18 protein-coding genes and 1 tRNA gene are annotated in these 22,141 nt (G+C 73.8%); 10 read left to right on the top strand and 9 right to left on the bottom strand.

Annotation, left to right across the window (positions count from 1 at the left end):
- Window positions 1-54: 54 nt before the first annotated feature.
- From CGE01nite_RS03020 to CGE01nite_RS02980, 9 genes are all read right to left on the bottom strand, one after another.
- On the bottom strand, window positions 55-1,284 hold the full coding sequence (locus tag CGE01nite_RS03020; protein WP_141368902.1) for a pyridoxal phosphate-dependent aminotransferase: 1,230 nt from the start codon (window positions 1,282-1,284) through the stop codon (window positions 55-57).
- An 88-nt stretch (window positions 1,285-1,372) separates the two neighbouring features.
- Window positions 1,373-1,489: a hypothetical protein gene (locus CGE01nite_RS03015; RefSeq protein WP_048341255.1), complete on the bottom strand. Its 117-nt coding sequence runs from the start codon at window positions 1,487-1,489 to the stop codon at window positions 1,373-1,375.
- Between the two features lie 96 nt (window positions 1,490-1,585).
- Entirely contained in the window at window positions 1,586-2,104 is a 519-nt protein-coding gene (locus CGE01nite_RS03010; protein ID WP_048341214.1) for a hypothetical protein, read from the bottom strand.
- A 97-nt stretch (window positions 2,105-2,201) separates the two neighbouring features.
- Window positions 2,202-3,041, bottom strand: coding sequence for a hypothetical protein (locus tag CGE01nite_RS03005; RefSeq protein WP_141368900.1), 840 nt, complete (start codon window positions 3,039-3,041; stop codon window positions 2,202-2,204).
- Window positions 3,038-3,733, bottom strand: a complete 696-nt coding sequence (locus CGE01nite_RS03000) for a DUF6318 family protein (RefSeq protein ID WP_188966313.1) — start codon at window positions 3,731-3,733, stop codon at window positions 3,038-3,040. The genes CGE01nite_RS03005 and CGE01nite_RS03000 overlap by 4 nt, the downstream gene beginning before the upstream one ends.
- Before the next feature lie 252 nt (window positions 3,734-3,985).
- Window positions 3,986-6,712 (bottom strand): bifunctional acetaldehyde-CoA/alcohol dehydrogenase, encoded by a 2,727-nt coding sequence (gene adhE, locus CGE01nite_RS02995; protein WP_174773408.1) that lies wholly within the window; start codon window positions 6,710-6,712, stop codon window positions 3,986-3,988.
- Between the two features lie 214 nt (window positions 6,713-6,926).
- On the bottom strand, window positions 6,927-8,627 hold the full coding sequence (locus CGE01nite_RS02990) for a cation:proton antiporter (RefSeq protein ID WP_170210878.1): 1,701 nt from the start codon (window positions 8,625-8,627) through the stop codon (window positions 6,927-6,929).
- Between the two features lie 262 nt (window positions 8,628-8,889).
- Window positions 8,890-8,965, bottom strand: a tRNA-Arg gene (locus CGE01nite_RS02985).
- A 260-nt stretch (window positions 8,966-9,225) separates the two neighbouring features.
- The gene (locus CGE01nite_RS02980; protein ID WP_307722626.1) at window positions 9,226-9,909 is read right to left on the bottom strand and encodes a FadR/GntR family transcriptional regulator; all 684 of its coding nucleotides are present in this window, start codon (window positions 9,907-9,909) and stop codon (window positions 9,226-9,228) included.
- A gap of 81 nt (window positions 9,910-9,990) precedes the next feature.
- On the opposite strand from CGE01nite_RS02980, the gene CGE01nite_RS02975 reads away from it, so the two are divergent.
- From CGE01nite_RS02975 to CGE01nite_RS02930, 10 genes are all read left to right on the top strand, one after another.
- Window positions 9,991-11,283 carry an MFS transporter gene (locus tag CGE01nite_RS02975; protein WP_048341213.1) on the top strand — a complete coding sequence of 431 codons (1,293 nt, stop codon included), beginning with the start codon at window positions 9,991-9,993 and terminating at the stop codon, window positions 11,281-11,283.
- A complete protein-coding gene (argS, locus tag CGE01nite_RS02970; protein ID WP_141368894.1) occupies window positions 11,280-12,959 on the top strand; it encodes an arginine--tRNA ligase in 1,680 nt (559 codons plus the stop codon). Before CGE01nite_RS02975 ends, argS begins: the two co-directional genes overlap by 4 nt.
- A complete protein-coding gene (gene lysA, locus CGE01nite_RS02965) occupies window positions 12,956-14,320 on the top strand; it encodes a diaminopimelate decarboxylase (RefSeq protein ID WP_141368892.1) in 1,365 nt (454 codons plus the stop codon). The genes argS and lysA overlap by 4 nt, the downstream gene beginning before the upstream one ends.
- 138 nt (window positions 14,321-14,458) lie before the next feature.
- On the top strand, window positions 14,459-15,556 hold the full coding sequence (locus tag CGE01nite_RS02960; RefSeq protein WP_141368890.1) for a heme/hemin ABC transporter substrate-binding protein: 1,098 nt from the start codon (window positions 14,459-14,461) through the stop codon (window positions 15,554-15,556).
- A gap of 161 nt (window positions 15,557-15,717) precedes the next feature.
- Window positions 15,718-16,779, top strand: a complete 1,062-nt coding sequence (locus CGE01nite_RS02955; protein ID WP_218022591.1) for a FecCD family ABC transporter permease — start codon at window positions 15,718-15,720, stop codon at window positions 16,777-16,779.
- Complete coding sequence (locus CGE01nite_RS02950; protein WP_141368888.1) at window positions 16,776-17,567, top strand: heme ABC transporter ATP-binding protein; 792 nt, start codon at window positions 16,776-16,778, stop codon at window positions 17,565-17,567. The genes CGE01nite_RS02955 and CGE01nite_RS02950 overlap by 4 nt, the downstream gene beginning before the upstream one ends.
- Window positions 17,564-18,790, top strand: a complete 1,227-nt coding sequence (locus CGE01nite_RS16860) for a hypothetical protein (protein ID WP_170210877.1) — start codon at window positions 17,564-17,566, stop codon at window positions 18,788-18,790. Before CGE01nite_RS02950 ends, CGE01nite_RS16860 begins: the two co-directional genes overlap by 4 nt.
- The gene (locus CGE01nite_RS02940) at window positions 18,787-20,130 is read left to right on the top strand and encodes a hypothetical protein (RefSeq protein WP_141368886.1); all 1,344 of its coding nucleotides are present in this window, start codon (window positions 18,787-18,789) and stop codon (window positions 20,128-20,130) included. The genes CGE01nite_RS16860 and CGE01nite_RS02940 overlap by 4 nt, the downstream gene beginning before the upstream one ends.
- A complete protein-coding gene (locus tag CGE01nite_RS02935) occupies window positions 20,118-21,479 on the top strand; it encodes a hypothetical protein (protein WP_141368884.1) in 1,362 nt (453 codons plus the stop codon). Before CGE01nite_RS02940 ends, CGE01nite_RS02935 begins: the two co-directional genes overlap by 13 nt.
- On the top strand, window positions 21,476-22,108 hold the full coding sequence (locus tag CGE01nite_RS02930) for a hypothetical protein (protein ID WP_141368882.1): 633 nt from the start codon (window positions 21,476-21,478) through the stop codon (window positions 22,106-22,108). Before CGE01nite_RS02935 ends, CGE01nite_RS02930 begins: the two co-directional genes overlap by 4 nt.
- The last annotated feature ends 33 nt before the right edge of the window (window positions 22,109-22,141 follow it).

Genomic DNA, 22,141 nt, shown 5'->3' with positions numbered 1-22,141 from the left:
CGCACGGCGCGTCCTCGTCCGACGAGGGTGGCGGCGCCGGCTCGACGAGCGGGCTCAGCTGCCCAGTCGCGCCAGACGGTCGACCGCCTCGGCCAGCACCTCGTCGCGCTTGACGAACGTGAAGCGCACCCACGAGCGCAGCGCCTCGTCGGCCGACGAGCCAGGGCGCGTGAACGCGCTCACGGGCACGCCCACCACGCCGCAGAGCCGCGGCAGGTCCCGGCACAGCGTCGCGCCGTCGTCGTAGCCGAGCGGCGCGGCGTCCGCCAGGACGAAGTACGTGCCGTGCGCCGCTGCGACCGTGAACCCGGCGGTGCGCAGCCCGTCGGACAGCAGGTCGCGGCGCCGCGCGAGCGAGGCCGCCAGCTCGTCGACCCACGCGGCCACGCCCTCGTCGGACAGGGCGAACGCGACCGCCGGCTGGAACGGCGCGCCGTTGACGTACGTCAGGAACTGCTTGACGGTGCGCACCGCCGCCACGAGCGCCGCGGGGCCGCTGATCCAGCCGATCTTCCAGCCGGTGAACGAGAACGTCTTGCCGGCCGACGAGATCGTCAGCGTCCGCTCCGCCATGCCCGGCAGAGTCGCGACCGGCACGTGCGCCGGACGCGTCCCGTCCGGCCCGGCGAGCGTGAGGTGCTCGTACACCTCGTCGGTCACGACGAGCGCGTCGTGCTCGCGTGCGAGCCGCGCGACGAGCTCGAGCTCGGCCCGTGTGAGCACGGCACCCGTCGGGTTGTGCGGCGTGTTGACGACGACGAGGCGCGTGCGCGGCGTGAACGCGGCGACGAGCGCCTGCTCGTCGAGCCGGAAGCCGTCGGGAGTCGCGCGCAGGGGAGCGGTCGTGTGCGTGGCGCCCGCGAGCGCGACGACCGCCGCGTACGCGTCGTAGAACGGTTCGAGCGTCAGCACCTCGTCGCCCGGCCCCGCGAGCGCGAGGACCGTGGCCGCGAGCGCCTCGGTGGCTCCCGCCGTGACGAGCACCTCGGTGTCGGGGTCCAGCCCGATGCCGTACCGCCGCGCCTGGTGCGCGACGATCGCCTGGCGCAGCTCCGGGATGCCGGAGCCCGGCGGGTACTGGTCGACGCCCGCGGCGATCGCGTCGGCGGCGACGCGAGCCACCGACTCCGGCCCGTCGACGTCAGGGAACCCCTGCCCGAGGTTCACCGCACCCGTGGCCTGCGCCAGGGCGGACATCTCCGCGAAGATCGTCGCGCGTGGTTGGCCGTCCGCGCCGAGCAGGTTGGCGGCGCGGGCGACGTCGACCCATCGAGATCCGTGCATGGGACCCGAGAGTAGGGGGCGGTCCTGCGACGTGCGTCCGGGTGTCTGCCTCCGCGGCCCGTGGCGGCGCCCGGACTCGGAGCTCGGGTCAGAACGTGCCGGCGGCGGCGGCGAGGCCCGCGACGACGACGAGCGCGAGCGACGACCACGCGGCAACGACCCACCACTCGACGTGGTGGCGACGGATCGCTCGACGGACTGCCATGTCCATCAAGATCGGCACCGAGAGGCGCAGGTACAACATCCCGCACCGAGCGGCTGCGAAATCACCCGTTCGGGCGCCATCCCCGGGCGACGGCCGTCAGGAACCCGATGCCGCTCGCAGGTCCTCGGCGACGCCCTGGAGCTCGTCGGCCAGGCTGCTCAGCCCGTCGGCGGCCGACCCTCCGGCGTTCGCGGCCGCGTCGTCGAGAGCCTTCTTGGCGTCGTCGACGCGCGCGCGGGCGTCCTCGAGCGCCTTCTTCGCCTCCGCGGACGCGTCGTCGCCGCTCTTCGCGACCGCTGCCTTCGCGTCCTCGAGCGCGGCGCTGGCCTCGTCGACGGCGGCCTGGGCGTCCTTCTTCTTCTCCGGCGCGAGCTCGGCGATCTGCTGGCGGACGTCGTCGGCCTTCTCGCGCGCGTCCGCGACCGACCCCTGCAGGTCGTCGATCGCCGCGCGGGCCTTGTCGAGCTGTGTCTGGGCCTGCGACTTCGCGTCGTCCAACCCCTGGCGTGCGTCGTCCGCCGCGTCGCACCCCGACACGGCCAGGGCGACGCCCACGGCGGCGCTGACGGCGGCGACGAGCGCGCGGGGGCGACGGTCAGGGTGCGTCGAGGTCATCGGCAAACCGTCCCCGACCTGGGCCGCCGACGCAACCTCGGCCACCACTCCTCCATGGACAGGTCGACGACCTGGCTGGGCGGTCGTCCGGTACGGGTCATCCGACGAGGCGCCCGCGCAGCTCGACGATCTCGAAGTCGGGTGTGGCGGACGTGGTGAACGCGTGGCCGTCGATCTCGCGCCACTTGTGCAGCGGGTCGATGTCCACCCGGTAGCGACCGGTCCACGTCGTCGTCAGGGTGATCCGGGCCGTGCCGGGACGGAAGTACGTGCTGAACACGTCGTGGTCGGGGAAGGGGTGCCCCTGTGACGTCGTGACCACGGGTGGCTGCCCGTCGGCGAAGTCCCACGCGTACGACACGGGAGTCGCCTCGATGTCGACGCCGTAGCCCAGCAGATCGGTGCGGAGCGTCTGCACCCCGGTCTCGGTGTAGACGATCGTCTTCTTGTTCACCAGCACCGGACCGCTGTCGGGCTGCATGCGCGCGGGCGCGGCGGGGATCGTCATCCGCCTGAAGTCCTCCTGCGTCATGCGCGGGATCAGGTCCTCCGGGCAGTGCCACCCGACCTGGAGGTACCACGTCTCCTCCGTGCGCAGCCGGCGCCAGATCGGCAGCAGGGGCGTGCCGTCCTCGCACACGGGCGGGTCGTGCTGGATCGCCGAACCGCCCCAGCACGCCTCGTTCGAGTCCCGGTCGATCTCGGGGTACCGGCTCCAGCACGGAAGGTCCCGCTTCCACACGTAAGCACCCGCGTCAGGGTTCGCCTCGTACTCGGCGGCGCCCCGGCTGGCGTCGCGGGCGCGGATCAGGAGACTGTCGTCGTCGACGCGCGGAGTCCATCCGACGCTCGCGGCGCCCGAGGCGGTGAGTAGCAGCAGCGCGAGCGACAGGAGGGCGCCGGTGACCGTGGCTGCAGTTCGTCGTCCTGCTGTCATGTGGGGACCACTGAGGCGACGAGCCACGAGCCGTCGTACCACGTCACATCGATCTCGAAGGTCTTGGCTGCGAAGCCGGCGTTCTTGCCCGTCACTTCACCATCCGCGTCGAGCTCGCGAGACGAGTCCTGCGACATGGTCGTGGTGACGATGAAGTAGTCGTCGGACTGCATCCGGGCGTCAGCGCGCTGGACGACGATCGCGCCTCCCTCGGTGGTCACCCCCTGAGCCTCGTACCCCCGGATCTCGTCGATGAAGTCGCTGCAGAACCCGCACTCCGGGTGGGACAGGTCGTCGAACGCGCGGAGGTCGTGCGTGACCGCGCTGTACGAGAAGAGCAAGGCGAAGTACGTGGCGACGTCCGCGGCGGCTTCCTTGCTCGGGGGTGCGTCGAGGGCGTCCGGGCGCGGCGGGGGCACGGTGAGGTCGATCGAGGAGAAGTCGTCCGACGCGCTCGGGAGCGAGGTGGGCGTGGATGTCGCCGACGGCGTGGGTGCGGCGCTCGCGGTCGGGGCGCTCGTGGCCGTGGCCGTGGCGGACGCGGATGGAGGGGCAGGGGTGTCGCCCGTGCAGGCGGCCAGCACCGCGACCAGAGCGAGCGCGGTCGTGCCGGTCCAGAGCGCGCGGCGGCGAGACTGCCCGGGTCTGCGGCGAACCGGGTGCTCGGCGAGGGTCACGTTCGTCGGCGTCATGTGCACGGCCGCGAACTTACCCAAATCGGACGGCCCGCCGGGGCGGGTTCCACGAGGCTGTGGACGAACGTCCGAGCCGCGCTGCGCAGCCGGGCCGGGCCGCCGCGACCCGCACCCCGGGCGCAAGGAGCGCGCCCGGGGTGCGGGGGAAAAGGTCGACGCCCCGTCCGGCGAGGGATGAGCCGGACGGGGCGTCGCGAGCGGGCGGGGCTCTACCAGTGGCTCAGAGCCGTGGGAGCCCGCCGGAGGTGGTCAGCCCTCCTGCCCGCTCTTGCGGCCTCGGACGTCCTCCAGCGACGTGCCGTAATAGGCCGCGGTCATGATGTCCTTCATGTCGTCGATCATCGGCATCCGCGGGTTGGCGGGGGCGCACTGGTCCTCGTAGGCACCCATGGCGACCTCGTCGAGCCGCGAGAGGAACTCCTGCTCGTCGACGCCCTGGGCCTGGAACGAGGCCGGGATGCCGACCTTCGACCGCAGGGACTCCACCGCCATCGCGTAGGACTCGACACCCTGGGCCGGCGTGGAGGCCGGCAGGCCGAGCATCTGCGCGATCGCCTGGAACCGCTCCGGCGCGACGTAGCTCTCGTACTTGGGCCAGCTCGTGAGCTTCGTCGGGACGGTGCCGTTGTAGCGGATGACGTGGGGGAGCAGCGTGGCGTTCGTGCGGCCGTGGACCAGGTGGTAGGTCGAGCCGACGACGTGCGCCATCGCGTGCACGATGCCCAGGAACGCGTTGCCGAACGCCATGCCGGCGATCGTGCCCGCGTTGTGCATCTTCTCCCGCGCGTCCTGCGTGGCCGGGTCGGCCGGGTCGCCGTTCACGGACTGCGCGAGGTTCTCGAAGATGAGGCGGATCGCCTGCAGCGCCATGCCGTCGGTGAAGTCGTTCGCGTAGACCGACACGTACGCCTCGGTGGCGTGCGTCAGGGCGTCGAAGCCCGAGTCGGCGGCGAGCGAGCGCGGCATCTTCGAGGTCAGGACCGGGTCGATGATCGCGACCGTCGGCGTCAGCGCGTAGTCCGCGAGCGGGTACTTCTTGCCCGCATCGGGGTCGGAGATGACGGCGAACGGCGTGACCTCGGCGCCGGTGCCCGACGTGGTCGGGATGCAGACGAGCTTGGCCAGGTCACCCAGGACGGGGAACTTGAACGCGCGCTTGCGGACGTCGAAGAACTTCTGCTTGAGGTCGGAGAAGTTGATCTCCGGGTGCTCGTACAGCAGCCACATGACCTTCGCGGCGTCCATGGGCGAGCCGCCACCGAGCGCGATGATCGTGTCCGGCTGGAAGTGCCGCATGTTCGCGGCGCCCTTCTGCACGGTGCGCACGGACGGCTCGGGCTCGACCTCGTCGATGATCTGGACGGCCACGTTGTTGCCACGGCGGTGCAGGACGTCGAGGACCTTGTCGACGAAGCCGAGGGTCGTCATCGTCGTGTCGGTGACGATGGTGACGCGCTCGACGTCCGCCATGTCGGCGAGGTACCGGATCGCGTTGGGCTCGAAGTAGGTCTTCGCCGGAACCTTGAACCACTGCAGGTTGTTGTTGCGACGACCGACGCGCTTGACGTTGATGAGGTTCACCGCCGAGACGTTGTTCGAGACCGAGTTGTGGCCGTAGGAGCCGCAACCGAGGGTCAGCGAGGGGATGAAGGCGTTGTAGATGTCGCCGATGCCGCCGAGCGACGAGGGCGCGTTGCAGATGACGCGGATGGCCTTGACCCGCTTGCCGAACTCGACCGTCAGCGCGTCGTCCCGCGTGTGGATCGCGGCCGAGTGACCGAGGCCGTCGAACTCGACCATCTTCTCGGCGAGGGCGAAGCCCTCCTCCGTGGAGGCGGCGTGCAGCACGGCCAGGACGGGGCACAGCTTCTCGCGCGTCAGCGGCTCGTGCGGGCCGACGCCGGAGACCTCGGCGAGGATGATCGAGGTGTCCGCGGGGACGGTGAAGCCCGCCTGCTCCGCGATCCAGACCGGCGACTTGCCGACGACGGTCGGGTTGAGCTTGGCACCGGCGCAGTTCTCGCCACCGGCCTCGACGCCGAAGATGAAGCGCTCGAGCTTGGCCTTCTCCTCGGGCGTGGTGCGGTAGGCGTGCAGCTTGGCGAACTCGGCCATCGCGGTGTCGTAGATCTCGTCGTCGATGATCGCGGCCTGCTCCGACGCGCAGATCACGCCGTTGTCGAACGCCTTGCTCAGGACGATGTCGTTGATCGCCCGCGCGAGCTTCGCGCTCTTCTCGACGTACGCGGGGACGTTGCCCGCGCCGACGCCGAGGGCCGGCTTGCCGCACGAGTAGGCGGCCTTGACCATGGCGTTGCCGCCGGTCGCCAGGATCGTCGCGACACCGGAGTGGTTCATCAGCACGCTCGTCGCGGTCAGCGACGGGGCCTCGACCCACTGGATGCAGTGCTCGGGGGCGCCGGCGGCGACCGCGGCGTCGCGCACGGTCCGGGCCGCGGCGATCGAGGACTGCTGCGCGTTCGGGTGGAACGCGAAGATGATCGGGTTGCGCGTCTTGAGCGAGATCAGCGACTTGAAGATCGCGGTCGACGTCGGGTTCGTCACCGGGGTGATGCCGGCGATGACACCGACGGGCTCGGCGATCTCGGTGATCCCGTTCAGGTCGTCGACGTTGATGACGCCGACCGTCTTGAGGTTCGCCATCGAGTTCGTGACGTGCTCGCACGCGAAGATGTTCTTCACGGCCTTGTCCTCGAACACGCCGCGCCCGGTCTCGTCGACCGCGAGCTTCGCGAGGTGGCCGTGCTGGTCGAGCGCAGCGACCGCGCCCTTCTTCACGAAGCGGTCGACGTCTTCCTGCGTCATCGACTCGAACTGCGCGAGCGCCTTGGTCGCGTTCGCGACGAGCTCGTCGATCGCGGCGTGGACCTGCTCGTCGGACTGCACCGCGAGCGCCGGCGCCGGGGCGTCGGCCTTGCGGTTCTTGGAGGGGCGGGGCGTGCTGGTGGTGGTCACGGAAGCTCCCAGGTCGGGTGGAATCGGTGGACCGGGCGGGGTGCTGGAGCTCCGTCCGAACCGACACCTCGACGCTAGGGACGCGTCCCCGACAAGTGGTGGGATGAAAGTCCTTCCGGGTCGTGCAGGACGAATCACCTGGCCACGCGCGGCCCTCAGCAGGGACCTGGGTCCTGCCTGACGGGGCCCTCAGCCGCCGGGGAAGCCCGGGACCTCAGTCGCGCAGGCGTGAGACCCACGACGACGCGAGCGACTCCTCCTCGAGGTCCAGCTCGCGCATCATGCGCCGCATCACGACCTCGTCCAGGTCGCCCGCGTCGCGGTGGTGCATGAGCACCTCGCGCTGCGCCGCGATCACGGAACGGCGGACGGACTGCATGCGGCGACCGGCGTCGGCCGACGACTTGCCACGGGCCGCGAGCACGTCGAGCCCGCGGGCGGGGCCCCGTACAGCCTCCGGGTCGAGCCCCAGGTCGTCGGCGCTGTCCGGGTCGAGCATCACGGCGGCGGCCGCCGCCCGCGCACGCCAGCCCGCCGAGAGCCGCTCCACGACCTGCTGCGCGCGCTCGTCGCCCATGGTCGCCGCGAGCTGGGGGCGCTGCTCCTCGAAGTAGCGCTGCACGGCCTCGGCGGTCGCGACGCGCATCGCGGCCTCCTGCTTGGCGTCCGCGGCCTCTTCCTGCGCGGAGCCGACCCCGAGCCGCGTGATCACCCACGGCAGCGTGAGGCCCTGCAGCAGGAGCGTGCCGAGCGCGACGGTGTAGGCGGCCAGCTGGATGGTCGCGCGGTGCTCGAACGGCGCTCCGTCCATGGTCGCGGGGATGGCTGCGGCGGCGGCGAGCGTCACCACGCCGCGCATGCCGGCCCACGAGACCACGGCCGACTCGCGTGCGCTCAGCGAGTCGCGTTCCGGTCGGTGGGAGCCGGGCAGGCGGATGTCGTCGAACCACGTGGTCGCGAAGATGTAGACGGGCCGCACGAGCAGCGCGACGACGAGGACGACGAGCGAGACGGTCAGCCCGTGCGCGAACCCCTGGTCGGAGTCGACGACGTCGCGGACGACCCAGGGCAGCTGCATGCCGATCAGCGCGAACGTGAACGACTCGAGCACCAGGTCGAGCGTCGACCAGATGGGCTCCTCGAACAGTCGGGTCGCGTAACCCGCGCGCGGCGACGTGTGGCCGAGGTACAGGCCCGCGGCGACGACGGCGAGCACGCCCGACCCGGCGAGGGCCTCGGCACCCCAGTACGCGGCGAACGGGGTCATGAGGCCGACCGCGGAGGCGACGACCGGGTCGTCGAGCCGCATGCGGACCTGGTGCACGACGAAGGCGAGGACGAGCCCCGTGCCCACGCCCGCGACCACCGCCATCGCGAACGTCGCCAGCCCGGCACCGAGCGCCCACGCGCCGCTCGCGACGCCCGCCAGCGCCACCTTGTAGAGCGTGAGCGAGGTCGCGTCGTTGATGAGGCTCTCGCCGGACAGCAGCGTCATCACGCGCCGGGGGAGGCCGAGGCGCCGGCCGACGGCGGCCGCGGCGACGGCGTCCGGCGGGGCGACGACCGCGCCGAGCACGAGCGCGGCGGCGACCGACACGTCGTCGAGCAGCGAGAACGTGAGCGCGACCGCGAGTGCCGTGACGATCACGAGCCCGACGCCGAGCCGGGTGATCGAGTTCAGCGACGCGCGGAAGTCGCGGTACGACGAGGACAGCGCGGCGGAGTAGAGCAGCGGCGGCAGGACGAACTCGAGCAGCAGCTCCGGCTCGACCTCGTACCGCGGGACGCCGGGGATGAGCGAGACGAGCAGCGCGACCGCCACGACGACCAGCGGAGCCGGCCAGCCGCGGCGCCGGCACACCGCCGCGACCAGGACGGCGCCGACTGCGAGCGCGAACACCGCGACGTGGTGCACCTGACCTCCGTCGTCGTCGAACCCTGCCGTACGGACCGGGCCGTGCACGGACCGTGCGGTCACGGTACCCGCGGCGGGGCCCCGTCGGCAGGGGAGGCGCACGCGCGGGTGCGGCGACGCCGCGGCGTTCGACCACCTCGACGCCGGTCGGCAGCAGGTCGGCGAGCTGTGCTCCACTCTCGCTGAGACAGCCGTGAACCGCCGTGCTGACGGGGCCGTGGAGACGACGAAGGCCGCGCTGCTGCTGCAGCACGGCCTCGCGTGGTGCGCCCGAAAGGATTCGAACCTTCGACCTTCTGCTCCGGAGGCAGACGCTCTATCCACTGAGCTACGGGCGCCGAGATGCACGGATGCATCGGCCAGCGAGCCTACCAGCCCGAACCCGACCCCTCTCCACCCCGCCCCTCTCCACCCCGCCCCTCTCCACCCCACCCACCTCGCCGACCCAGCGCCTGCTCAGTCCCGCGCGCGCGTTGGCCTGAGCAGCCCCTGGTTCGCCGAGGAGAGAGGCAGCGACCCAGCGTCTGCTCCGGCGAGGACCGGCGATGGCCTGAGCAGCCCCTGGTTCGTCGAGGAGGAGAGACAGCGACCCAGCGCGTCAGGGGGACTCGCCCAGGAGGGCCGAGAGGTAGGCCGTGGTCTCCAGGACCGCCTTGGCCGCGTCTCCCGCGACGATCGCCTCGATGAGCGTGTCGTGCGCGGTCTGCCCGTGGTAGTCGGTGACGAAGTTGAACCGGATGTTCTCGCCGATCGCGTCGATGAGGTTCTCGTACAGCGAGAGCAGCACCGGGTTGCCCGCTGCCCGCACGATCGTGCGGTGCAGCGCGAGGTCGGTCTCGACCATCGCGTCGAGGTCGCCCGAGACGTAGGCCACCGCGCGCTCGTCGCGGCGCTCGAGGAGCGTGCTCGCGTCGAGCGCGGTGCGGCGGCGTGCGGCCAGGCGCGCGGCCTCGATCTCGAGCGCGCGGCGCACCTCGACGACGTCGCGCTGGCGGGCGTCGGCGATCTGGCGGCCCATCGACGCGGCGAGCTCGGACGACGACAGCACGTACGTGCCCGAGCCCTGGCGTCGCTCGAGCAGGCCGGCGTGGACCAGGGACTGCACGGCCTCGCGCACCGTGTTGCGCCCGACGCCGAGCAGCTCGACGAGCTGTGGCTCGGGCGGGATGCGGGCGCCCACGGCCCACTCACCGCTCGCGATCCGCGCGTGCAGCTCCTGTACGGTCGAATCGATCAGACCGGTCCGACGCGTGATCGCCGAAGGGCCTCCGTGTGCGGGCATGCCGTGCAGTCAACACGAGCGAGCCGTCCGCCCGCCAGACCTGCCCGTCGCCCTCGTCCTTCCTTCACCCCGCGGAGTGCTGTGCCGTCCCGTCCTGCCGAGCCCGCGCCCTGGCGCGGCCGCCTCGTCGTCCTGGCCGGCATCGTCCTGGTGGGTCTGAACCTGCGGATCGCGGTCGCCGCCGTCTCGCCGCTGATCGACGTCATGCGCGAGGACGTGGCGCTGACGTCGGCGCAGATCGGCCTGCTGGGGACCATCCCGGTCCTGTCCTTCGCCCTCTTCGGCTCGCTGGCCACGCCCGTGGCACGGCACCTCGGGCTCGAGCCGACGATGGTCGCGGCGCTGCTGCTGTCGGCGACCGGCGAGGTGCTGCGGGCGAACGCGACGACCGCGCCCGCGTTCCTCGCGTGGTCGATGCTCGCGCTCGCGGGCATGGGCATGGGCAACGTGCTGCTCCCGCCGCTCGTCAAGCGCTACTTCCCCGACCGCATCGGGGTGGTGACCGCGGCGTACTCGGTCGCGCTCTCGGTGAGCACCGCGGTGCCGCCGCTGGTCGCGCTGCCGCTCGCGCAGGCCGCGGGGTGGCGGTGGTCGGTCGGGGTGTGGGCGGCGGTCGGCGTCGCGGCGGCGGTGCCGTGGGTCGTGGTGATCGTGCGGTCCGTCGCGGCGCGTGCGCACCTGCGCGAGCTCGTCCGACGATCGCCGGGTCCGGCCGCGAGTGCGCTGACAGCCCGCGCGGGCGACGGTGCGACGCGCCTGGTCTGGCGCTCGTCGCTCGCCTGGGCGATGGCGGTCACGTTCGGCATGAACTCGCTCGGCACGTACACGGTGTTCGCGTGGCTCCCGGAGATCCTCGCCGACGCGGGCCTGGGCACGGAGGTCGGCGGCCGGTGGCTCGCGCTGTTCGCGATCCTCGGCCTGCCCGCGTCGCTCGTCGCACCGGTGCTGGCCGGGCGCATGCGCTCGCCGTTCCCGCTCGTCGTCGCCTTCGTGGCGTGCTGGGCCGTCGGGTACCTCGGTCTGCTGCTCGCCCCCGCGCACGGCACCGTGGTGTGGATGGTGCTGCTCGGCCTCGGCCCCAGCACGTTCCCGATCCTGCTCGCGCTGATCGGGCTGCGCACCGCGACCCCCGCGCTCGCGGTCGTGCTCTCGGGCATGGTGCAGGGCGTCGGGTACGCGCTCGCGGCGCTCGGGCCGATCGGCATCGGGCTGCTGTACGACGCGACGGGCAGCTGGGACGCCGCGCTGCTGGTGCTGCTGGCCCTGCTCGTCGTGCTGCTCGTCGCGGCGCGTCGCGCGTGCCGGCCCGAGGTCCTCGGGGAGCCGGACGCCGCGGCGGAGAGGGCCGGGCGTTCCCCTACGCTTGACCGGTGACTCCCGACCAGCTCTCCCAGGCCCTCGCGGACGCCCTCGCGGCGGCCGTCGCCGACGGTACGTTCGCTCTCGCCCCCGCCGATCTCCCGGCGCACGTGCACATCGAGCGACCCCGCCAGCGCGAGCACGGGGACTGGGCGACGAACGTCGCGCTGCAGCTCGCGAAGAAGGCGGGCATGAACCCGCGTGCGTTCGCCGAGGAGCTCGCGCGGCGCCTGGGCGCCACGGCCGGCATCGCGGCCGTCGAGATCGCAGGCCCCGGCTTCCTCAACATCCGGCTCGACACCGCCGCCGCGGGCGAGCTCGCGCGCACGGTCGTCGAGGCGGGCCCGGCCTACGGCCGCAACGAGGCCGAGGCGGGGCACACCGTCAACCTCGAGTTCGTCTCGGCGAACCCGACGGGTCCGCTGCACATCGGCGGCGTGCGCTGGGCGGCGGTCGGGGACTCGCTCGCGCGCGTCCTGCAGGCCGCGGGTGCGCAGGTCACGCGGGAGTACTACTTCAACGACCACGGTGCGCAGATCGACCGGTTCGCGCGCTCGCTCGTCGCGCGGGCCCGGGGCGAGGAGGCCCCCGAGGACGGCTACGGCGGCCAGTACATCTCCGAGATCGCCGACCAGGTGGTCGCGGACGCGCTCGCGGCAGGCGAGCCGGACCCGACCACGCTCGGCGACGACGAGGCCCTCGAGGCGTTCCGCGCGCGTGGCGTCGAGCTGATGTTCACCGAGATCAAGAAGTCGCTGCACGAGTTCGGCGTGGACTTCGACGTGTACTTCCACGAGGACTCGCTGCACGAGTCCGGTGCGGTCGAGCGGGCCGTCGCGCGCCTGCGCGAGCTGGGCCACGTGTTCGACGCCGACGGCGCGACGTGGCTGCGCACCACGGACTTCGGCGACGACAAGGACCGCGTCGTCATCAAGTCCGACGGCGAGGCCGCGTACATCGCGGGCGACATCGCCTACTACCTCGACAAGCGCGAGCGCGGGTTCGACCGCGTCGTGATGATGCTCGGCGCGGACCACCACGGGTACGTGGGTCGCATGCGCGCGGTCGCGGCGGCGTTCGGCGACGACCCGGACGTCAACCTGGAGATCCTCATCGGCCAGCTCGTCAACCTGGTGCGCGACGGGCAGCCGGTGCGCATGTCGAAGCGTGCGGGGACGGTCGTGACGATCGACGACCTCGTCGACGCGGTCGGCGTGGACGCCGCGCGCTACTCGCTCGCGCGCTCGTCGGCCGACAGCGCGATCGACCTGGACCTCGACCTGCTGGCCAGCGCCAAGAACGAGAACCCCGTCTACTACGTCCAGTACGCGCACGCCCGGACCGTGAACGTGGGCCGCAACGCGGCCGACGCGGGGGTCCGCCGCGAGGACGGCTTCGACGCGAGCCTGCTGGACGACGAGTCCGAGTCGGTGCTGCTGGGCGAGCTCGCGCAGTTCCCGCGGGTCGTCGCGCAGGCCGCGAACCTGCGGGAGCCGCACCGCGTCGCGCGCTACCTCGAGGAGCTCGCCGGCGCGTACCACACCTGGTACGGGCGCCGCCGGGTCACGCCGTTCGGCGACGAGGAGGTCGGCGACGTGCACCGCACGCGGCTGTGGCTCAACGACGCGACGCGTCAGGTGATCGCCAACGGTCTCGGCCTGCTCGGCGTGAGCGCGCCGGAGCGGATGTGAGCACGAGCATTCCGGGTGAGCCCTGGTCGACGGGCGTCGCACGGGACGACGAGGGCGCGCTCGTCGTGGCCGGGGTCCCGGCCGCGCGGCTCGCCGCGGAGGTCGGCACGCCCGCCTACGTGCTCGACGAGGCGGACCTGCGCGCGCGTGCCGCGGGCTACCGCCGCGCGTTCGCCGCGGCGTTCGCCGAGGTCGGCGCGGGTGTCGACGTGTACTACGCGGGCAAGGCGTTCCTGTCGGTCGCGGTCGCGCGGTGGGTGCACGACGAGGGTCTGCGGGTGGACACCGCGTCCGGCGGCGAGCTCGCGGTCGCGCTGCGCGCGGGCGTGCCGGGTGCGGACCTCGGCCTGCACGGCAACAACAAGTCCGACGACGAGCTCGCCCTCGCCCTCGAGCACGGCGTGGGACGGATCATCGTCGACTCGCTCGTGGAGATCGAGCGGCTCGCGGCGCTCGTCCGGGCCCGTGGGGGAGCGCCCGCGCCCGTGATGGTGCGCGTGACGACCGGCGTGCACGCGGGAGGCCACGAGTACATCTCGACCGCGCACGAGGACCAGAAGTTCGGCCTGTCGGTCGCGGCGCACGGCGACGGCGACTCGCCCGCGATGACCGCGCTGCTCGCCGTGCTGTCCCACCCGGAGCTGCACCTGCTGGGCATCCACTCGCACATCGGCTCGCAGATCCTCGACCCGTCGGGGTTCGAGGTCGCCGCGCGCGTGGTGCTCGCGCTGCGCGCGGCGCTGGCCGAGCGCACCGGCGTGCTCGTCGACGAGGTCGACCTGGGTGGCGGGTACGGCATCGCCTACCTGCCGGGCGACGTCGCGCTCGACCCCGACCGGATCGCGAAGGACGTCGCCGCGTCGGTCGCGGCGGCCGCCGCCGAGCTCGGGACGCCGCTGCCGCGGTTCTCGATCGAGCCCGGGCGCGCGATCGTCGGGCCGGCCGGGCTCACGCTGTACACCGTCGGGACCGTCAAGCCCGTGCGCGTGGACGACGAGACCGAGCGCCTGTACGTGTCCGTGGACGGCGGGATGAGCGACAACATCCGGCCGGCGCTGTACGGCGCGCGGTACCACGCCGAGGTCGTCGGGCGGCTCTCGTCGGCGCCGTCGGTGCTGGCCCGCGTGGTCGGCAAGCACTGCGAGTCGGGCGACGTCGTCGTGCACGAGGTGCAGCTGCCGGGCGACGTGCGCGCGGGCGACCTGCTGGCCGTCGCGGCGACGGGCGCCTACGGGCGGTCGATGGCGTCGAACTACAACCTCCTGACGCGGCCGCCGGTCGTGGCGGTGCGCGGCGGCGAGGTGCGCACCTTGCTGCGGCGCGAGACCGTCGACGACCTGCTCGCCCTCGACCAGGGCTGACCTGCCGTAGCACGTCGCGCGCCGCTGGACGTGTGACCAAGGCCGCTTGCGGAAGGTAGGTGAGCCTAACCTTTGCGCGGCTAGGATGGCGGGGTCCACGGGTCTCACCCCGTCCCTCAGCACGGAGGTCGACCAGCCATGCCTGTCGCGCGCCCGGCCCGCGCCCTCGTCGCGACGCTCGTGCTGGTCCTGGCGCTCGCCGGATGCGGCGGTGCGACGGCGGCCGACGACCACGACGTCACGGCCGGCGGCGGCACGCGCCTCGCCGACGTGGAGCCGGCGGCGGCACCCAAGACGCTCACGGGCCCCGCGACCGCGGTCGTCGCGGACTCCGCGGTCCGGCCCGTCGCGGACGACCCCGAGCCCGCGCTGCCCGTCACCGTCACCGACGTGCAAGGCACAGCGGTCACCGTGAGCGACGCGAGCCGCATCCTCGCGCTCGACGTGTACGGAACTGTCTCCCGCATCGTCTACGAGCTCGGCCTTGGGGACCGCGTCGTCGGACGCGACACCTCCTCCGCGTTCGCGGAGATCAAGGACAAGCCGCTGGTCACGGCGAACGGGCACGAGCTGTCCGCCGAGGCGATCCTCGAGCTCGCACCGACCGTGATCCTCACCGACACGAGCCTGGGCCCGTGGGACGTGGTGCTCCAGATGCGCGACGCGGGCATCCCGGTCGTCGTGGTCGACTCGCACCGGTCGGTCGACGGCGTCGGTGACCTCATCACGCAGGTCGCGGACGCGCTCGGCGTACCCGAGGCCGGTGCGGCTCTCGCGCAGCGCACCGACGACGCCGTGACGGCGAAGATCGCCGAGATCGCCGCGATCGCACCCGAGCAGGAGTCCGAGCGGCTGCGGATCGTGTTCCTCTACGTGCGCGGCCAGGCCGGCGTCTACTACCTGTTCGGCGAGGGCTCGGGGACGGACTCGCTCATCGACGCGCTCGGTGCGGTCGACGTCGCCGGGGAGATCGGCTGGCAGGGCATGAAGCCCGTGACCGACGAGGGCGTCGTCAAGGCCGAGCCTGACGTCGTGCTCGTGATGTCCGACGGGCTGGCGTCGGTGGGCGGCGTCGACGGCCTGCTCGAGACGCTGCCCGCCGTCGCGAGCACGCCCGCGGGCCAGAGCCGGCGCATCATCGACATGGCCGACTCCGCGGTGCTCTCGTTCGGGCCGCGCACCGCGGACGTCCTCGACGCGCTCGCCGTCGCGCTCTACGCACCCGCGCAGTCGTGACCGTGACGCAGACCCACCCGGCAGCCGCGGAGGCGCACGAGACCGCCGCCCGCGAGGCAGCAACGCCCGCGGTCACCGCGCACGAGGCGGCCGGCCCCGCGGCCGCCGCGCCGACGACCGTGCGCAGCGCGCTGCGCGGTGCCGCGCCACGCGCCGCCGAGCTGGTGCTCGCACCGCAGGCCGCGGGCCGACGGGCGCGCACGATCGCGCTGCTCAGCGGGCTCGCGGTCGCGCTCGTGGTCGTCGCGGTGCTCGCCGCGGGCGTCGGCCAGCTGCACATCCCGCCCCCCGAGGTGCTCGGCGCCGTCCTGCGCAGGTTCGGCATCGACGGTGGCGCGGCAGCGACGCACGTCAACACCGACGCCGCGCTGTGGACCATCCGGTTCCCGCGGATCGTCATGGCCCTGCTGGTCGGGGCCGCGCTCGCGACGGGCGGCGCGCTCATGCAGGGCGTGTTCGGCAACCCGCTGGCCGACCCGGGCGTGGTCGGCGTGAGCTCGGGCGCCGCCGTGGGCGCGTGCACGGTGATCGTGTTCGGCTGGACGTTCCTCGGCTCGTGGACGGCCGCGGTCGCCGCGTTCGTCGCGGGCCTGCTCACGACGCTCCTGGTGTACGCGACCGCGCGCGACGGCGGGCGCACGCAGGTGGTGACCCTCGTCCTGACGGGTGTCGCGGTCAACGCCGTCGCGGGCGCCGCGCTCGCGTTCCTCACGTTCCTGGGCGACACGCAGGCGCGTGAGCAGATCGTGTTCTGGCAGCTCGGCAGCCTCAACGGCACGCGCTGGCCCTACGTCGCGGTCGTCGCGCCGCTCGTCCTGCTCGGGATCCTCGGTGCGGGCCTGCTCGCGAGGAGGCTCGACCTGCTCGCGCTCGGCGAGCGCCCGGCCCGGCACCTGGGGGTCGACGTCGAGCGCCTGCGCATCGTGAGCATCGTGCTCGTCGCGCTGCTCACTGCCGCCGCGGTCGCGTTCTGCGGGATCATCGCGTTCGTCGGGCTCGTCGTGCCTCACCTCGTGCGCATGGCGGTCGGGCCCGGCCACCGCGTGCTCGTGCCCGCGAGCGCGCTGGGCGGCGCGGTCCTGCTGATGTGCGCCGACCTCGTCGCGCGCACCGCGGTGCCGTACGCCGACCTGCCGATCGGCATGCTCACCGCGCTGTGCGGCGGCCCGTTCTTCTTCTGGCTCATCCGCCGCACGCGCCGCAGCGCGGGAGGCTGGGCGTGACCGCGCTGCGCGCCCGGGGCGTGCGCGTGCGGTACGGGTCGACGGCCGTGGTCGACGGCGTCGATCTCGACGTGGTCGCCGGTGAGGTGCTCGCGCTGCTCGGCCCGAACGGCGCGGGCAAGTCGACGCTGCTCGGTGTCCTGGCCGGGGACGTCACGCCCGACGAGGGAGTGGTCGAGCTCGACGGCGTCGATGTCCGCACGCTGCGGCTCGCCGACCTCGCGCGCCGTCGCGCGGTGCTGCTGCAGGAGAACCGGCTGTCGTTCCCGTTCGACGTCGCCGACGTGGTCCGCATGGGCCGCGCGCCGTGGCGCGGGACGGACCGCGAGGACGACGACGAGCGCGTCATCGAGAACGTCATGCGCACGGCGGACGTGACGCACCTGGCCGCGCGCCGGTACCCCACGCTGTCCGGCGGCGAGAAGGCCCGGGCGTCGTTCGCCCGGACGCTCGCGCAGGAGCCGGTCGTGCTGCTGCTCGACGAGCCGACCGCCGCGCTCGACATCCGCCACCAGGAGTCGCTGCTCGCCGAGGCCCTGCGTTGGGCGCGAGACGGCGCCGCCGTGGTCGTCGTGCTGCACGACCTCACGCTCGCCGCGGCGTACGCGGACCGCGTCGTGCTGCTCGCCGAGGGGCGCGTGCGCGGCGAGGGGCGGCCGCACGACGTGCTGACGGGCGAGCTCCTCACCGACGTCTACCGCCACCCCATCGAGGTGGTGCACCGCCCGGGCAGCGACGAGATCGTCGTGCTGCCGGTGCGTGTCGCCGCCCTGGAGGAGATCCGATGACGCACCCGACCACGTCGACGACCGTCCGCACGCGGCGGCGCGCCCCGCTCGTCGCGAGCCTGCTCGCCGCGACGCTCGGCCTCGGAGTGCTGGGGCTCGCCGCGGCGCCCGCGTCGGCGGCCGCGCGCGTCACGGTCGCGGCGGAGAACGGCAAGGCGCAGGCCGACGCGACCTACTCCACGCCGGTGAGGGTCAGCGGGTCCGGGTTCCAGTCCGTGCCCGGCGGGTTCGGCGGCATCTACGTCGTGTTCGGGTGGGTCGACGACCCCGCGGGCGGGTCGTGGCGGCCGAGCAAGGGCGGAGTCAGCGGGCAGGACCTGCTCTACGTGCCCGACAGCGAGTCGAAGGACAACGCGGGCTTCCAGCGGTTCGTGTCCTACCCGGGGTCGGACACCGCCTCGTCGGCGAACGGCGGCACGATCGCCGCGGACGGGACGTGGTCGACGACGCTGACGATCCCGGGACCGAAGGTCGAGGTCGTGGGTCGCTCGGGTGCGGTGACGAGCATCGACTGCCTCACGGTGACGTGCGGTGTCATCACGTTCGGCGCGCACGGCGTCAGCAACGCGACCAACGAGACGTTCACGCCCGTGCAGTTCGTGGACCTCGCAGACGCGCAGGGGGCGGCGGCCGGCGACGACGACGAGGCGGCGCAGCCCGGCGCGGAGGCGACAGCGGTGGCCACGCCGGCGACCGGTGGCGCCGCGTCGCCGCAGGTCGACGGCCCCGCCGAGGCGACGAGCGACCAGTCGACGGTCGTGCGGGGCCGTGTGCTGAGCTTCACCGCGCGCGGGTTCGCGGCCGGCGAGCAGGTCGTCGGCTCCCTGACGGGCGGACAGGCAGGGGTCGGCCCGCTCACGGCCGGGCCCTACGGGGAGGTCGCGGGTGTGCTCGCGGTCCCCGCGGCGCTCACGCCCGGCACCGCGACCCTCACGCTGACCGGCGCCGCCTCGGGCCAGGTCGCGACGCTCGACGTGACCGTGATCGAGGACCCGGTCGTCGCGGCCGCGCTCGCGAACGCGGGCGAGCAGCCGGGCGCGGGCCCGTCCGCCGCGACCTGGGTGCTCGTCGGCGTCGCCGCGCTGCTCGTCGCGCTCGTCGTGCTCGGCGCCCTGGCCGCACGGCGCCGTCGCCGCGCGGCCGAGCGAGGTACCCCGGCTGCGCCCGGCGAGAGCGACGACGAGCGCGAGGCCGCGCCGGAGCTCGCGGGGGCCACCCGATGACCCCGCCGACGCCTCAGCCCCTGACCGACCCGACGACTCGCGCGCGGACCCACCGTGAGCGCCGGACCCGCGCCGGGCGGCTGCTCGCCGTCGCGGCGCTCGCCCTCGGCGTGCTGACGGTGCCCGCGGCGCTGTCCGCCGCCGCGGACGACGTCGTCGTCGACGTCACCATCCCGGAGCCCGACGCGCTCACGGTGAGCGACGCCCAGCTGCGCTGGGCCCTGAACGACGAGACGGGCGGCGGCGCGTTCTTCGGCGGCTGCAACTTCCTGTCGGCCGGCAAGGCGGGCTCGGCCGGGGGCTCGCGCGCGTGGACCGAGCAGGACGGCCTGTACGCGTCACGCGCGGACGACGTCCGCATCGAGAAGGACGCCCCCGGCGGCGGGCACGTCGAGGCGTCGTGGGCGACCCGCTGCCTCGACGCGTCCGGCGCGCCGGTCGCGGTGGCGTCACCGGAGAGCACGACCGGCAACGAGGTCGTCATCGAGGGCGGTGTCGGCACGGTCGACGCCGCGAGCGGCACCGCGTCGGTGCGCTGGACCGGCTCGTTCACGGTGGTGTTCTACGGCGGCCTGACGTACTGGAGCGCGACCGACCCGGTGCTCGAGGTCGCCGACGGCACCGGCACGCTCACCGCGACGCTCTCCGGCTTCGGCGCCGACCGCACCCAGCCGGGAACGTGGACCGCCCTGACGCCGCGCACGGCCGCGCTGGCGGTCCTCGAGGACGTCGAGGTCACGGAGGCAGGGCTCGTCGTCGTGCCCGAGTACGTCGGGGTCTCGGTGACCGCGCCCGCGGGTGCGGCTCCGCAGAGCGCGCGCGACGCGGCGAGCGCCGCGTACTGGGGCGCGTTCCCGCAGGACTTCGTGGACTTCCAGGGCGAGGTCGGCCAGGCACCGTACTGGTACTCGACCGGGGGAGCGCGCGACCGCGCCAAGCCCGCGGCCGCGCTCGTCGTGAGCTTCGACGCGAGCCGCCCGGTCACCCCGCCCGCCGCGGACGACGACGACCAGGGCGGCGGGCCCGCGCCGACCGCGGGACCGCGCGTGCCGGAGAACCAGGTGCGGAACCGCCCGGCAGGCGGCGTCGCCCGCCCGGCGCTCGGCGCCCACGCCGACGGCGGACTGACCGCGGTGGCTCCGCAGGTCCCGGCGAGCTCGGGCGCGCAGGCGCTCTCGGCGCAGCCCGTGACGACCCCCGGGCCCGACGAGGGCGGCCTGCTCGACGGGCTGCTCGACGACCCGCTCGCGCTCGGCGCGTTGGGCGCGAGCGTCGTGGCGGCCGCCGCCGGTGCGCTGGGACTGCGACAGGGATGGGTGGTGCTCCCGTGGGTGCGCTGAGCAGGAAGGCCGTCGCGCTGACGGCGCTGTGCTCGCTCGTCGCGACGCTGGCCGCCGCGCCAGCGTTCGCGGACGAGCCCGGCGACGCTCCGGTGCTCGACGACGCGACCCTCACGTGGGGCATCAGCGGCTACGCGCAGGTCGGCATCTTCGGGCCGTGGACCCTGTCGGGGGCGCGCGGCGGGGCCGAGATCCTCCGGGGCTCGGTCTCCGGCGGCTCGCAGGACGTCTACGCCGTCGCGCCTGTCCCCGCGACGTCGATGCCGCGCTCGACCCCGCAGAAGACCCCCAACGCCGTGCGGTTCACCGGCGGCACGGGGACGGTCGACCCGCAGACGGGCGCCGCCGAGCTCAGCTGGACCGGGTCGTACACGGTCAACGCCTACCCGGCGTCGCTGAACGCCCCCGACGAGGTCTACTCCGACCCGGTGCTCTCGGTCGCCCGTAGCGGAGCGGGCACGCTGTCGTTCGACGTGGCGGTCGGGTCGGGCGTCGATCTCGACGGCCAGCCGTCGGCCCCGGTCCGGGTGGGTCGCGTGACCGTGCTGACGTTCTCGTCGGGCGCGCGCAGCGGCCTCGACGACGACTCGTTCCGCCTCACGCCGGACTACCAGGGCGTCACCGTCGACGCGGCGGGTGGCGCGCAGGTGCGGTCGTGCTCGACGTCGGGCGCCGCGACCGGCTGGTGGGGCTCGTGGCCCGCGGACTTCGTCGCCGCGATGCCTGCGAGCCTGCAGACGCACTTCTACTCGACCGGCTGCCAGGGCACGCAGGACTCCAAGCCGGCGCTGCCGGTCGACGTGGGCTTCACGCTCGACGGGCCGGACCCCGACCCGTCGACCACGCCGACCCCGGCCCCGACGACGACCGCGGGCCCGACGCCCGGCCCGACGCCGACGGCACCGGCCGAGCCCGGCGCCCTCACGTGGTCGTTCGCCGACGCCACGGCGAGCCTCGGCACGGCGACGACGGCCGACGGCGCGTTCACGGCCACCGGCACGTTGCCGGCCGTGACGATCACCGACACCCGCGCGGGCAGCCCCGGCTTCACGCTCTCGGGCCAGGCCCGCCCGTTCACCACGCACGACGGCGCGCACGTCCTCGGTGCGCAGCACCTCGGCTGGCAGCCCTCGCTGCTGGAGCCCGTGGCCGGGGTGCGCGCAGGCCGCGCGATCACGCCGTCCACGGTCACCGGTGGCGGGCTGGCCTCGCCACGCACGCTGGTCGTCGGCGGCGCGACGCGCGGCGAGCGCACGGTCCGCGTGACCGCAGGCCTCACGCTGCGGGTCCCCGACGGCGCGGCGCCCGGCCGGTACGAGACGGTCCTGACGATCACGGCGCTCGGATGACGTCAGCGGTGCGGCCGCGCGGGCTCGTCGTCCCCGTGCTCGCGGTCATCTCCGTCGCCCTCGGGGTCCTGCTCCCGGCGGTCTCGGCGGGGGCGTCCGACGAGGCGAGCTGGTCGGTCCGGCCGCGCGACGGCTCGGCGGTGATCGAGCACGTGCTGCGCGCGGGCGACGAGGTCGACGACGCGGTCGTCGTGCGGAACGAGGGCGGCCGGACGCTCGAGCTCGCGGTGTCGGCCTCCGACACGCGCGCGGACGCCGACGGCGCGCTCGAGGTCGCGGACACCCGGACCGGACCGGCGGCGTGGGTCTCGGTGCCCGTCGAGCCGGTGACGCTCGCGGCCGGCGAGGACGTCGGCGTCCCCGTGCACGTCGTCGTGCCACCCGACGCGGCCCCCGGCACGTACGTCGCGGCTGTCGTGACGACCGCGCCCGACGAGCAGGGCGGCCTGGCCGTCGAACGCCGCCTCGCCCTGCGAGTGGTGCTCACGGTCGAGGCACCGGGCGCGTCCGACGCGGGTCCGTGGGGGCTCGTGGTCGGCGCGCTCGTGGTCGGCGCGTTCGCCGCCGTGGCGGCCGGGGCGGTCGTCGTGCTGCGGCGGCGGCGTGACGTGCCGCACAGCGTCGAGTAAGGCAAGGATTACCTAACTTCGGCTAGCCTCCTA

Source organism: Cellulomonas gelida (genome assembly GCF_006538725.1).
Lineage (GTDB): Bacteria > Actinomycetota > Actinomycetes > Actinomycetales > Cellulomonadaceae > Cellulomonas > Cellulomonas gelida.
The sequence above is the reverse complement of the archived record's forward strand: the minus strand, read 5'-3'. Positions and strand labels throughout refer to the sequence as shown.